This is a genomic window from Methylobacterium sp. CM6244 (assembly GCF_054817885.1).
Map to the genome: position 1 here is coordinate 2,825,778 of NZ_CM139247.1, position 11,887 is coordinate 2,837,664.

The following is an 11,887-nucleotide window of genomic DNA, read 5'->3' on the forward strand; positions in this document are numbered from 1 at the left end:
GGGATCGTCAGTAATAAACGTGTCGTCCGATCACTCGGCCTCTTCGTCCGTCTCGGTCGGAGGAGCGAGGTTCTCGAGACCGCGCAGAAGATCTTCTTCGCTCATCCGGTCGAACTGGACGGCGCCGTCATCGCTGGACGATTGCGGTGCGACGGCGGCAGCGGCCGGCGAGCTCGACAGCAACGGCACCGTCTCGGCCTCGGGCTCATCCACCTCGACGTATTTCTGCATCGAATGGATCAGCTGTTCCTTGAGGTCGTCGGCGGTGATGGTCTCGTCGCCGATTTCGCGCAGGGCGCAGACAGGGTTCTTGTCGCGGTCGCGGTCGATCGTCAGCGGCGCCCCGGCGGCCAACAGGCGGGCGCGGTGGCTAGCGAGCAGGACGAGCTCGAAGCGGTTCTCGACCTTGTCGATGCAGTCTTCAACGGTGACGCGAGCCATGCGCAGCGGCTCCTTCCATAGGACCGGGAATAGTATGATTGAACGCGCCTCTTACACCGCCTCGCGTGGCGCAACAAGCGCGACCGGAATATTGCCCCCGACGCCGCCACGGGCGGCACGTTCGGGACCGGCGTTCCATTCCCGCCCGAGGCCGCTGCTTATCGCCCGGGAGACAGCGCCCCGCCCCACAGTTATGCGTGGCACGGTTAAGCTCGTGCGAGCCTTCGCATGGGAATTGAAGAGGGCCCAAACCTCATGACGAAGACGCTCAGCCGCCGCGGCCTGTTCAGCTGTGCCTGCCATCTCGGCGCAGCGGCCTTCGCCGCCACCGCCATGCCGAATCTCGGTCTGGCGGCCAGCCCGTCCACCAAGAAGACGGACCTGACGGCCGATCAGGCGCTGGAGCTGATGAAGGAGGGCAACCGGCTCTACAAGACCGACAGTCCGGTCCGCGCGGTGCAAGGGCGTGAGCGCCGGATCGAGATCGCCCTCGGCCAGACCCCGTTCTGCGTGCTGGTGAGCTGTTCCGATTCGCGCGTCTCCCCGGAGATCTTGTTCGGGCGCGGTCTCGGCGAGCTCTTCATCGTCCGCAATGCCGGCAACACTGCCGACACCGCCGCCCTCGGATCGGTGGAATACGCCGTCTCCCAGCTCGGCGTGCCGCTCATCCTGGTCATGGGGCATAGCCGCTGCGGCGCTGTGCAGGCCGCGGCGGATGTGGTCGAGAACAACACCGTCTATCCGGGCTCCATCGGCCGGATGATTGAACCGATCGTTCCGGCGGTGCTCTCGGTGCGCGGCAAGCCCGGCGATTTCCTGGAGAATTGCGTACGCGCCAATGTCGACCGCGTGGTGAACCGCATGCGCACCGCCTCGGAGCCGGCGCTGCTCGACCCGTTGAAGGCGGGCAAGCTGCGCATCGTCGGGGCATCCTACAGCCTCGACACCGGCACGGTGGATTTCTTCAACGAGGCCTGAGACGGATTTATCGGAAACCGGCACGCGCCCATCATCGGACGCCCGCATTTCGGTGATGGGCGTCCGGCGATGGCGGCGCGAGAGAAAAAGCGCGGCTTTATTACCGACATCGCGGTCTCAACCCCGGTCGAGACCGGTATTCGTCCATCGCTTCGTCTCCGCTTGTGTTGACACCTGCTGCACACGGTGCGACTGCGCCGCCCTTTCCCGTGCGACGACGTGGCAAAGGATTTCGACGAACATGGCGCGCGCATTCCTCTTTCCCGGCCAGGGCAGCCAGGCCGTCGGCATGGGCCGGGCCCTGGCCGAATCCTTCCCCCAGGCGAAAGCCGTCTTCGATGAGGTGGACGAGGCCTTGGGCCAGTCCCTCTCGACGCTGATGTTCGAGGGACCGACGGAAGAACTGACCCTCACCGCCAACGCGCAGCCCGCCCTGATGGCGGCCAGCCTCGCGGTCGTGCGCGTGCTTCAGGCCGAGCGCGGGCTCGATCTCGTTCGCGACGTGGCGGCGGTGGCCGGCCACTCGCTCGGCGAATACACGGCGCTCGCCGCCGCCGGGACGTTCACGATCTCCGATACCGCCCGGCTCCTGCGCATTCGCGGCGAGGCCATGCAGGGCGCGGTCGCACCGGGGGCCGGGGCCATGGCCGCCCTGATCGGCGCCGATGCCGAGTTCGCCCTCTCCATCGCCTCCGAAGCCGCCGAAGGGGATGTCTGCGACGTCGCCAACGATAACGGCGCCGGGCAGGTGGTGCTCTCGGGCGGGAAGGCCGCCGTGGAGCGCGCGGTGGCGATCGCCCAGGCGCGCGGCATCAAGCGCGCCGTGATGCTCAACGTCTCCGCCCCGTTCCATTGCTCGATGATGTCGCCGGCCGCCGAGGCCATGCAGGATGCCCTGACCCGGGTGGCCATGAAGGCACCCCTGGTCCCGGTCTATTCCAACGTGCTGGCCTCTCCGTTCGTCGAGCCCGCCGCCATCCGGCAGGCCCTCGTCGCGCAGGTGACTGGCACCGTGCGCTGGCGCGAATGCGTCGAGGCCATGGCGGCCGCCGGCATCGACCAGTTCTACGAGATCGGCAGCGGCAAGGTGCTCACCGGCCTCGTCAAGCGGATCGCTTCCGGCTCCACCGCGACTCCCGTCGGCACGCCCGACGACGTCGCCGCCTTCCCGACGCTCAGCTGACAACAGGATTGCCCATGTTCGACCTGACCGGCCGCAAGGCCCTCGTCACCGGCGCGACCGGCGGCCTCGGCGGCGCCATCGCCAAGGCGCTCCACGCGCAGGGTGCCATCGTCGCCATTTCCGGCACCCGACCCGAGGCGCTGGAAGCCCTGTCCGCCGAACTCGGCGGCGAGCGCGTCCACCTCGTGCCCGGCAACTTGTCGGACAAGGATGCCGTCGAGGCCCTGGTTCCGGCGGCCGAGGCCGCGATGGGCGGCCTCGACATCCTCGTCAACAATGCCGGCATCACCCGCGACAACCTCATGCTGCGGATGAAGGACGACGAGTGGGATGCGGTGATCGCCGTGAACCTCACGGCGGCGTTCCGGCTCTCGCGGGCGGCGGTGAAAGGCATGATGAAGCGGCGGCACGGCCGTATCATCAATGTGGGGTCCGTCGTGGGCGCCACCGGCAATCCCGGCCAGGTGAACTATGCCGCCGCCAAGGCCGGCCTCGTCGGCATGACCAAGGCCCTGGCCGCCGAGGTCGCCTCCCGCAACCTCACCGTCAACTGCATCGCGCCGGGCTTCATCACCTCGCCGATGACGGATGTGCTCAACGAGAAGCAACGTGAGGGAATTCTCACCCGCGTGCCCATGAACCGCCTGGGCACCGGGGACGAGATCGGCGCGGCAGCCGTCTATCTCGCCTCCGCCGAGGCCGGCTATGTCACCGGCCAGACCTTGCACGTGAATGGCGGCATGGCGATGTATTGAGGCGTCTTTTATTGCCTTAACGCAGAGCACTTTGCTGCACTGCACACGAAAAATAAGTGTTCCTTCGCTCGAAAAAGCCACAGCGATGAACGGTTTGTGAACCGCCCCTCGCCAGCACGAAAACCCTGTGCTACCACCCCGGCTGCCGTGCGAGGGGGGTTGACGGTTCTGCGTGTTGCGGGTTCTCAAGGCCACGCGCGATCGGACACCGGCCGCCTTCAAAATCCTCACAAGCGGGATGGCGGCCACGGCGCCTTCACCATCACGATCGAATAGCTAAGGACCAAGAACGATGAGCGATATCGCTGAGCGCGTGAAGAAGATCGTTGTCGAGCACCTCGGCGTTGAGCCGGAAAAGGTAGTCGAGGGCGCAAACTTCATCGATGATCTCGGCGCCGACAGCCTCGACACCGTCGAGCTCGTGATGGCGTTCGAGGAAGAGTTCAACGTCGAGATCCCCGACGATGCCGCCGAGACCATTCAGACGGTCGGCGACGCCGTGAAGTTCCTCGAGAAGAACTCCGCCTAAGCGCGAGGGGCAAAAGGCGCATCGACAAGCGGGGCTCGATCGCCCCGTGCGCCGTTTGGAATGATGATGACGGGACCGGTTCGGGATAACGCGATGCGTCGGGTTGTGGTGACGGGCTTAGGCATGGTGACGCCGCTGGGAAGCGACGTCGAGACCACCTGGAGCCGGTTGATCGCGGGAGATAGCGGAGCGTCGCAGGTGACAGCCTTCGACGTGTCCGATCTCGCCTGCCGCATCGCCTGTTCGGTCCCGTTCGGAGATGGCAGCGACGGCACCTTCAATCCCGACCGGTGGATGGAGGCGAAGGAGCAGCGCAAGGTCGATCCGTTCATCGTCTACGCCATGGCCGCCGCCGGCCAGGCGCTCGACGATGCCGGATGGCATCCGAAATCCCACGAGGATCAATGCGCCACCGGCGTGATGATCGGCTCCGGCATCGGCGGGATCGGTGGCATCTACGACGCCTCCGTGACCCTGCACGACAAGGGGCCGCGGCGGATCTCGCCGTTCTTCATTCCCGGCCGCATCATCAACCTCGCCTCGGGCCAGGTTTCGATCGCGCACGGGCTCAAGGGGCCGAATCACGCGGTGGTCACCGCCTGCTCCACCGGCGCCCATGCCATCGGCGACGCGGCCCGGCTGATCCAGTTCGGCGATGCCGACGTCATGGTGGCGGGTGGTGCCGAATCTCCGGTGAACCGCCTCGCGCTCGCGGGCTTCGCCGCCTGCCGCGCCCTCTCCACAGGTTTCAACGACCAGCCAACCAAGGCTTCGCGCCCCTATGACAAGGACCGCGACGGCTTCGTCATGGGCGAAGGCGCCGGCGTGGTGGTGTTGGAGGAATACGAGCACGCCAAGGCGCGCGGCGCTCGGATCTATGCCGAGGTGGTCGGCTACGGCCTCACGGGCGACGCCTACCACATCACGTCGCCGGCCCCGGACGGCGACGGCGCCTTCCGCTGCATGAGCGCCGCCGTGAAACGCGCCGGCATCTCGGCTGGCGACATCGACTACATCAACGCGCACGGCACCTCGACGCCGATGGGCGACGAGCTCGAACTCAAGGCCGTCGAGCGCCTGCTCGGCGACAACGCGGCCAAGGCCGCCATGTCCTCCACCAAATCGGCGGTAGGGCATCTCTTGGGCGCGGCTGGCGCCATCGAGGCGATCTTCTCGATCCTCACCATCCGCGACGGCGTGATGCCGCCGACGCTGAACCTCGACACACCGTCGGTGGAAACGGCCATCGACCTCGTGCCGCATGAAGCCAAGCGCAAGCAGGTGGATGTCGTGCTGTCGAATTCTTTTGGATTTGGCGGGACGAATGCGTCGCTGGTGATGCGGCGGGTCTGACGGCAGAATGCTGTCACCGGCGAGATGGACGGCGGCCCCAGTAAGGGCCAACGCAGCTTGACCCGAGGGTCCCCAGCCGAAAGTCCTGTTTTCCATCGATAGCGACATTCGTCGGAAACGGACGGCAAAGCCGAAACCAGTCGCCCATAGGCGAAAGTCTACTTCTGCATGGTGGCTTTCTTTATTACGCGCGCTGTAGATCAGCGGTTATGCATCCTCCTCGCTCCACCTGCTCCCTAACCTCGTCATCTTGCTCACGGCGAAGATCCTGATCGCCCCAGCCTCGTATCGCCTGCTCGAGCGGCAGGCGGGGGCCTTCCTCGAACGCCTCGTGAGGTTCACGCCAAAGGGCTGTCGGCAACGGGGGCGGGGCCGTGACGATGGAGCGGTAATACGCCTTTTTGCCACAAAACCGGTTCACTCCGTCTCGTATAACCCGGCCGCCCGGGTGTAGTCAGGTTTGACGCACGGAACCTGTGGCCTCCATCCGGGAGGTCCACCCATGCACCGGCACCTCATTGCCTGAGACTCGTGGCACGCATGGCCCCTGTCGGACATGACAACACGACGACCGCATCGTCGGGCCGAGAAGAGGTTGGCGAGAGGCGAGGCCCGAACAGGATGTCCATGTTCTTCCGCAAGCGCAAAAATCCGGACCCGGCGCCGTTTCCGGTCCCCTCCGAAGAGCCGGCACAGCTGAACCGCGCGTCGCCGCGCAGCCCCAGCGAGGCGATCAAGCCCACGGCCGCGCCGCCCCCGCCGGACCGTCCGGTGCGCGAGCGCGGCGGGTTGCTCAGCACGATCAGCGGCCTGCTCACCGCCGCCGTCATCCTGGCCATCGCGGCGATGATCGGCGTGACGCTGTTCGACCGGCAGATCCGCGAGCCCGGCCCGCTCGCCGCCGACAAGGTCGTGGTCATCCCGCCGCGCAGCGGCACCTCCGAGATCGCCGAGGCTCTGAGCCGGGAGGGCGTCATAAGCCACACCGCCCTGTTCGAATGGGCCTCCCGCTTCTCCGGCAAGGCGCTGAAGGCCGGCGAGTACACGTTCAAGGCTCATGCCAGCATCGGCGACACCATCGAAACCCTATCCACCGGCCGGCAGGTGCAGCACGCCATCACCTTCCCCGAGGGGCTGACCTCCGAACAGATCGTGGTGCGTCTCAACGAGAACGACATCCTCACCGGCGACATCAACGAGATCCCGCCCGAGGGCTCGCTCCTGCCCGACACCTACAAGTTCGAGCGCGGCGCCACCCGTCAGCAGATCGTCAACCTGATGCGCGCCAAGCAGCGCGAGGTGCTCAACCAGATCTGGCTGCGCCGCTCGGCCGAGATCCCGGTGAAGACCCCGGCCGAGATGGTGACGCTGGCCTCCATCGTCGAGAAGGAGACCGGCCGGGCCGACGAGCGCCCCCGCGTCGCCGGGGTGTTCGTGAACCGCCTCAACAAGCGGATGAAGCTGCAATCGGACCCCACCATCGTCTACGGTCTGGTGGGCGGACGCGGCACGCTCGGCCGTGGCATCCAGCGCTCGGAGATCGACCGGGCCACGCCCTACAACACCTACGTCATCGAAGGCCTGCCGCCGGGGCCGATCGCCAATCCGGGCCGCGCCGCGCTCGAGGCCGTCGCCAACCCGTCGCGCACCAAGGACCTCTACTTCGTCGCCGACGGCACCGGCGGCCACGCCTTCGCGGACAGCCTGGAAGGCCATTCGCGCAACGTCGCCCGCTGGCGCCAGGTGGAGCGCGCCCGCAAGGAGGTGCCCACCGACGCCGCCCCCGTGGACAAAGCCGATCCTCCGGCCGATCCGTCGAGCGTGCCGGGCCGGGCCTCCGCCTATGCGCCGGAGGGCACGAACTTCGCCGGCGGCGCCCCCGACCCGTCGGCTCCGCGGCCGAAAGCCTTCGACGCGTCGGAGGGCACCAAGCTCGACCCGCTGCGCAACAAGACCTTCGACCTCAACTCGGCCAAAAGCGTCCCGGCGCTGAAGCCGCAATAGGGCGCTGCCGTCGCTTTCCCCCCGCTTGTGGGGAGGAATAGGAGGTGGGGTTGGTGCCGCTGGCCTCCGCTGCCTGATGGTCGCCCAACCACCCCCACTCTCGATCCCTCCCCGCAAGGGGGAGGGAGGTTCGCACGACCGACTAAAGTTCAGACATCATGATCCTCTCCAGCATGACGGGCTTTGCCCGCACCACCGGCACCACCGGCCCGGTGCAATGGGCCTGGGAGGTCCGCAGCGTGAACGGGCGCGGCCTCGACGTGCGCCTGCGCGTGCCCAACGGCCTGGAGGCGGTGGGCGAGGTTGCCCGTACCGCCCTGCAGAAGACCCTGACGCGGGGTCAGTGCCAGCTTTCGCTCAACCTCACCCGGCCCGAGACCAAGGCGCGGGTGCGGATCAACGAAACCCTGCTGGCCGAGCTCGCCGCCGCCACGGCGCGCGTGCCGCGCCCGGAAGGGCTCGCCCCGGCCTCCCTCGACGGATTGCTCGGCATCCGCGGCGTCATCGAATCCGACGAAGAGCCGGCGGTGGAATCGGACAGCCTCGCCCATGACCTCGCCGAGGGCGTGGTCCGGCTCGTGGCCGACCTCGTGGAAGCGCGCCGCGCCGAGGGGCGCCAGCTGCGCGCCATCATCGAGGGGCAGCTCGTCGCCATGTCCCGCCTCCGCCAAGCCGCCGAGGCCTGCCCCGGGCGCCAGCCCGAGGCGGTGAAGGCGCGGCTGTCCGCGAGCATCGCCGCCTTGATGGAGGCCGGCGGGCTCGATCCCGGCCGTCTGCACCAGGAGGCCGTCCTCATCGCCGCGAAAGCCGACGTACGCGAAGAACTCGACCGTCTGAGCGCCCATCTCGACAGTGTCGGCGAGTTGCTGGCTAAGGGCGGCGCCATCGGCCGCAAGCTCGATTTCCTGGCCCAGGAGCTCGGCCGCGAGGCGAATACCCTCTGCGCGAAGGCCGGAGACATCGCGTTGTCGCGGATCGGACTCGACTTGAAGGCCGTGGTGGAGCAATTCCGCGAACAGGTTCAGAACGTCGAGTAGGTTTTTCGGACATGCAGGCCACGACGATCGGGCGGCGCGGGTTCATCCTCATCCTGTCCTCGCCCTCGGGAGCGGGGAAGACCACGCTGACGCGCGCGGTCGCCAGCGACCCGAAATGGGGGCTCGATCTCTCGATTTCGGTGACGACGCGACAGCGCCGGCCCTCCGAGATCGACGGCAAGCACTACAATTTCATCGACCGTGAGGCCTTCGACGCCCTGCGAGGGGCCGACAACCTGCTCGAATGGGCCGAGGTCCACGGTAATTTCTACGGCACGCCGCGCCGCCCGGTGGAGAAGGTGCTCGGCGCCGGCCGAGACATGATCTTCGACATCGACTACCAAGGCACGCGGCAGGTGAGGGCGAAGCTCGCGGACGACGTGGTGACGGTGTTCATCCTGCCGCCGAGCCTCGCAGAGTTGCGACACCGCCTCGAACGCCGGGCCGAGGATTCGCCGGAGACCATCGAGAAGCGCCTCGCCAATTCCCGCGTCGAGATCCAGCGCTGGAACGAGTACGATTACGTCCTCGTGAACGACGACCTCGACGATGCTTTCCACTCGCTGAAAGGCATCCTTACCGCCGAGCGCCTCAAGCGTGCCCGCAACACCGGCCTGTCGGATTTCGTCGACGGGCTTCTGGCCGAGCCCGACAGGATCGCCTGAGGAGCCGAGCCCGATGTCGACACCCGACCGGACCATCCGCTTCGACCAGACCTGCCCGATCCTGCGCATCTTCGACGAGGCGAAGGCGCGCGAGTTCTATGTCGACTTCCTCGGCTTCAGCGTCGATTGGGAGCATCGCTTCGGCGCCGACTTTCCGCTCTACGCCCAGGTCTCGCGCGCCGGTCTCATCCTGCATCTGAGCGGCCATCACGGCGATGCGACGCCGGGCTCCACGACCTTCGTGCGGATGGCGGGCATTCACGCCTTCCAGGCGGAACTTGGCGCCCAGAACGATGTGTATGCCAAGCCGTGCATAGAGAGCCTGCCCTGGGGGCTGGTGATGACGGTGACCGACCCTTTCGGCAACACCCTGCATTTCTGCGAAGATCCTGCGGAGCCGTAGGTCACCGCGGAGGCCGGACACGCGCCCGATCCGTCACAGTCGCGCAGCCCGGAACACCCCCGGCCCGGTCAGGGTTGGCCCGCACATGACCGGCCGGAGAACGTGTCGCCCCGGTCGGACCCACGCGGCCAGCGGAGCGAGCAATGGATTTCGGGATCGAGGGACGGGTCGCGGTGGTCACCGGTGGCGATTCCGGCATCGGCTACGCCACGACCGAACTGCTCCTTAAGGAGGGCGCAAAGGTCATCCTCAGCGACAAGGTCCCTGAGGCTTTGGAAAAGGCGGCCGCACAGCTTTCCGGTCTTGGTGCCGTGGTGCCAGTGATGGCCGACCTCACACAGCGTACCGATGTCGAAGCGCTGGCGATCAAGGCGCGCGAGGCCTTCGGTGCGGCCCCGACCATCCTGGTGAATGCCGCCGGCATCACCGGGGCTACGGGCGACTTCCTCGACCTGACCGACGAGGATTGGCTGGAGACGATCCAGACCGACCTGATGGCGGCGGTGCGGGTGACACGCGCTTTCATCCCCAGCATGCGCGAGGCCGGGTGGGGGCGGATCGTCCTGTTCGCCTCCGAAGACGCGGTGCAGCCCTATGTCGAGGAACTGCCCTATTGCGCGGCGAAGGCCGGAATCCTCAGCCTCGCCAAGGGTCTCTCCAAGGCCTACGGGCCGGAAGGCGTTCTGGTGAACACCGTCTCCCCTGCCTTCATCGCCACACCGATGACCGACGCTATGATGAAGAAGCGCGCCGAGGAGAAGGGGACCTCCTTCGGTGAGGCGATCGCGAGCTTCCTCGACGAGGAGCGCCCCGGCATGGTGGCCAAGCGCCGGGGACGGGCGGAGGAGGTGGCGGCGGCCGTGGCCTTCCTTTGCTCCGAACAGGCGAGCTTCGTCACCGGCGCCAATCTGCGCGTCGATGGCGGATCGGTCGCGACGATCTCGACCTGAAAAGGGTTCAGCCGCGCGGCGGGAGGATCGTGGCGCGGCGGGCCTCGAGGGTCTGCCACAGGATCAGGGAGGGCAGGCCGAGCACCACGTCCGGCACGCGCTTGGCAAGCGACAGGGCGATGGCGGTGCCGGGGTCGATGCCGAACAGGCCGCCAACCAGAACGAACCCGCCTTCCTGAACCCCTAATCCGCTGGGCACCGGGAAGGCCGCCGATTTGATGGCCTGGCTCAAGGCCTCGATGATGATGACTTCGGCGAGGCCCACGCCCTCCACGCCCATACAGGTCAGCGCGATCCAGATCTCAGTGGCACCGAGCATCCAGGCGAGGAGGTGCAGGACGACGCCTTGGAGTAGCAGGGGCCAGCGCTTCGGGGCCCAGACCGTGTCGAGAGCGCCATGCACGCCCGCATCGGCAGGCGCCGAGCCGGGGACGGCCTCCTCTTGGTCGCGCAGGAAGCGACGGGCGAGCTCGGCGATGCGGCGCTCGACACCCCGGATGAGCGGACTGCGCTGAAAGACGAAGAAGGCTGTGAGCACGATGGCGGTGACGCCGAGCGCCCGCAGGGCCCAAGCCGCGAGGGACGCGGCGGACTCGCCTTCCATCTGCATCAGTAGCGCGACGCCGATGAGCACGAAGAGGGCCTGCGTGCCGACTTGGATCAGCATGTCCACCAGGATCGAGGCCGCGGCGAGTTTGCCCGGGACCCCCCAGAAGGTGAGGAGGCGCCCGCCGACGACGTCACCGCCGACGGAGGCCACCGGAAGGAGCACGTTGATCCCGTCCCGCACGAAACGGAGGATGAGGAACGCTCCCGCCTCGGCGGTGGCAGCGAGCCGGTGCAGCACCCGCTCCCAGGCAAGACCGCAGAGCGACAGGATGACGACGCGCATCAGCACGATGCCGGCGAGCCCGACGATCCCGATCCGCCCGAAGGCATCCGTCACCGAGGCGATATCGTGGGTCGCCACCAGCCAGATCGCCAGGACGAGGCCGAGTACCGTCCCCAGGACGGGCAGGTATCGCAGGACGTGCCTCACGGCGCCCGTACGGGCGGGAGGAGGCGCCACGACCCGGCGCGTCACCGGTACAACTCTGTGGAATGGACGAGCGCCAAGGGCGACGATCCTCTTCTGCTCGGCGGGCACCGCATCCGGCGCAAAGTCTGCCACCCAAATTGATCCCGGATCCGCCCTAAAGCGGCATTGGGGCCGAAATCGGAGATCGCTTCATTCGGACCGGCGGGCGGGCGGATAGACCGTATCGAGGGCCTGCTCGGCATTACCCTCGGGATCAATCAGCACGATGCGGTTGCGCGAGAGGCTGAAGGAGGTCGCCACCGCCACGAACCGCTTCGGGCAGGGGCCGAGGCAGCCCGTGGACACCACGCGGGTCATCCCGCCGAGGCCGCGCCTTTTCGCCTCCCGCTTGAGCCGCCCCCGGATCTCGTCCTTCTTCAGGCCGACGCGCTTGGTGCATTTCGCGCAGACCAGGACAATGTCGGAATAACCCGACTTCGCCGTCCGCACGGTCGTGTCCTTGTCGTGCTTTGCCAAATCCGGGTGCCCGTTCCACATCCGGCGCGCCGAG

The 11,887-nt window shown here is 67.3% G+C and carries 13 protein-coding genes; 10 read left to right on the forward strand and 3 right to left on the reverse strand.

Annotated features, from left to right (window positions below; translation table 11 throughout):
* Nucleotides 1–30 precede the first annotated feature (30 nt).
* Nucleotides 31–441 (reverse strand): DNA-directed RNA polymerase subunit omega, encoded by a 411-nt coding sequence (gene rpoZ, locus ACYQML_RS13130; protein WP_019904660.1) that lies wholly within the window; start codon nucleotides 439–441, stop codon nucleotides 31–33.
* 255 nt (nucleotides 442–696) lie between these two features.
* Between rpoZ and ACYQML_RS13135 the strand changes: the two genes are divergently transcribed.
* The 10 genes from ACYQML_RS13135 to ACYQML_RS13180 all read left to right on the forward strand — a co-directional run bounded on the left by ACYQML_RS13135 (nucleotide 697) and on the right by ACYQML_RS13180 (nucleotide 10,298).
* On the forward strand, nucleotides 697–1,419 hold the full coding sequence (locus tag ACYQML_RS13135; protein WP_207410526.1) for a carbonic anhydrase: 723 nt from the start codon (nucleotides 697–699) through the stop codon (nucleotides 1,417–1,419).
* Nucleotides 1,420–1,660: 241 nt separating this feature from the next.
* The gene (gene fabD, locus ACYQML_RS13140; protein ID WP_461233054.1) at nucleotides 1,661–2,602 is read left to right on the forward strand and encodes an ACP S-malonyltransferase; all 942 of its coding nucleotides are present in this window, start codon (nucleotides 1,661–1,663) and stop codon (nucleotides 2,600–2,602) included.
* A 14-nt stretch (nucleotides 2,603–2,616) separates the two neighbouring features.
* The gene (gene fabG, locus ACYQML_RS13145; RefSeq protein WP_461233055.1) at nucleotides 2,617–3,357 is read left to right on the forward strand and encodes a 3-oxoacyl-[acyl-carrier-protein] reductase; all 741 of its coding nucleotides are present in this window, start codon (nucleotides 2,617–2,619) and stop codon (nucleotides 3,355–3,357) included.
* 292 nt (nucleotides 3,358–3,649) lie between these two features.
* Nucleotides 3,650–3,886, forward strand: coding sequence for an acyl carrier protein (locus ACYQML_RS13150; RefSeq protein ID WP_018044468.1), 237 nt, complete (start codon nucleotides 3,650–3,652; stop codon nucleotides 3,884–3,886).
* 93 nt (nucleotides 3,887–3,979) lie between these two features.
* A complete protein-coding gene (gene fabF / locus ACYQML_RS13155; protein ID WP_056424431.1) occupies nucleotides 3,980–5,239 on the forward strand; it encodes a beta-ketoacyl-ACP synthase II in 1,260 nt (419 codons plus the stop codon).
* Nucleotides 5,240–5,866: 627 nt separating this feature from the next.
* A complete protein-coding gene (gene mltG / locus ACYQML_RS13160; RefSeq protein ID WP_419952880.1) occupies nucleotides 5,867–7,243 on the forward strand; it encodes an endolytic transglycosylase MltG in 1,377 nt (458 codons plus the stop codon).
* A 158-nt stretch (nucleotides 7,244–7,401) separates the two neighbouring features.
* Complete coding sequence (locus tag ACYQML_RS13165; protein ID WP_311274714.1) at nucleotides 7,402–8,280, forward strand: YicC/YloC family endoribonuclease; 879 nt, start codon at nucleotides 7,402–7,404, stop codon at nucleotides 8,278–8,280.
* An 11-nt stretch (nucleotides 8,281–8,291) separates the two neighbouring features.
* Complete coding sequence (gene gmk / locus ACYQML_RS13170; protein WP_461233056.1) at nucleotides 8,292–8,945, forward strand: guanylate kinase; 654 nt, start codon at nucleotides 8,292–8,294, stop codon at nucleotides 8,943–8,945.
* 13 nt (nucleotides 8,946–8,958) lie between these two features.
* On the forward strand, nucleotides 8,959–9,348 hold the full coding sequence (locus ACYQML_RS13175) for a glyoxalase superfamily protein (RefSeq protein WP_461233057.1): 390 nt from the start codon (nucleotides 8,959–8,961) through the stop codon (nucleotides 9,346–9,348).
* Nucleotides 9,349–9,491: 143 nt separating this feature from the next.
* Nucleotides 9,492–10,298, forward strand: coding sequence for an SDR family NAD(P)-dependent oxidoreductase (locus tag ACYQML_RS13180; protein ID WP_461233058.1), 807 nt, complete (start codon nucleotides 9,492–9,494; stop codon nucleotides 10,296–10,298).
* A 7-nt stretch (nucleotides 10,299–10,305) separates the two neighbouring features.
* On the opposite strand, the gene ACYQML_RS13185 is transcribed toward ACYQML_RS13180, so the two are convergent.
* Both ACYQML_RS13185 and ACYQML_RS13190 read right to left on the reverse strand, forming a co-directional pair.
* Complete coding sequence (locus ACYQML_RS13185; RefSeq protein WP_461233059.1) at nucleotides 10,306–11,382, reverse strand: lysylphosphatidylglycerol synthase domain-containing protein; 1,077 nt, start codon at nucleotides 11,380–11,382, stop codon at nucleotides 10,306–10,308.
* A 144-nt stretch (nucleotides 11,383–11,526) separates the two neighbouring features.
* Nucleotides 11,527–11,826, reverse strand: coding sequence for a (2Fe-2S) ferredoxin domain-containing protein (locus ACYQML_RS13190; RefSeq protein ID WP_244478134.1), 300 nt, complete (start codon nucleotides 11,824–11,826; stop codon nucleotides 11,527–11,529).
* Nucleotides 11,827–11,887: the final 61 nt, after the last annotated feature.

Coding starts and splice junctions, on each gene's coding strand:
- rpoZ (WP_019904660.1), bottom strand. CDS start 441: ATGGCTCGCGTCACCGTTGAAGACTGCATCGACAAGGTCGAGAACCGC.
- ACYQML_RS13135 (WP_207410526.1), top strand. CDS start 697: ATGACGAAGACGCTCAGCCGCCGCGGCCTGTTCAGCTGTGCCTGCCAT.
- fabD (WP_461233054.1), top strand. CDS start 1,661: ATGGCGCGCGCATTCCTCTTTCCCGGCCAGGGCAGCCAGGCCGTCGGC.
- fabG (WP_461233055.1), top strand. CDS start 2,617: ATGTTCGACCTGACCGGCCGCAAGGCCCTCGTCACCGGCGCGACCGGC.
- ACYQML_RS13150 (WP_018044468.1), top strand. CDS start 3,650: ATGAGCGATATCGCTGAGCGCGTGAAGAAGATCGTTGTCGAGCACCTC.
- fabF (WP_056424431.1), top strand. CDS start 3,980: ATGCGTCGGGTTGTGGTGACGGGCTTAGGCATGGTGACGCCGCTGGGA.
- mltG (WP_419952880.1), top strand. CDS start 5,867: ATGTTCTTCCGCAAGCGCAAAAATCCGGACCCGGCGCCGTTTCCGGTC.
- ACYQML_RS13165 (WP_311274714.1), top strand. CDS start 7,402: ATGATCCTCTCCAGCATGACGGGCTTTGCCCGCACCACCGGCACCACC.
- gmk (WP_461233056.1), top strand. CDS start 8,292: ATGCAGGCCACGACGATCGGGCGGCGCGGGTTCATCCTCATCCTGTCC.
- ACYQML_RS13175 (WP_461233057.1), top strand. CDS start 8,959: ATGTCGACACCCGACCGGACCATCCGCTTCGACCAGACCTGCCCGATC.
- ACYQML_RS13180 (WP_461233058.1), top strand. CDS start 9,492: ATGGATTTCGGGATCGAGGGACGGGTCGCGGTGGTCACCGGTGGCGAT.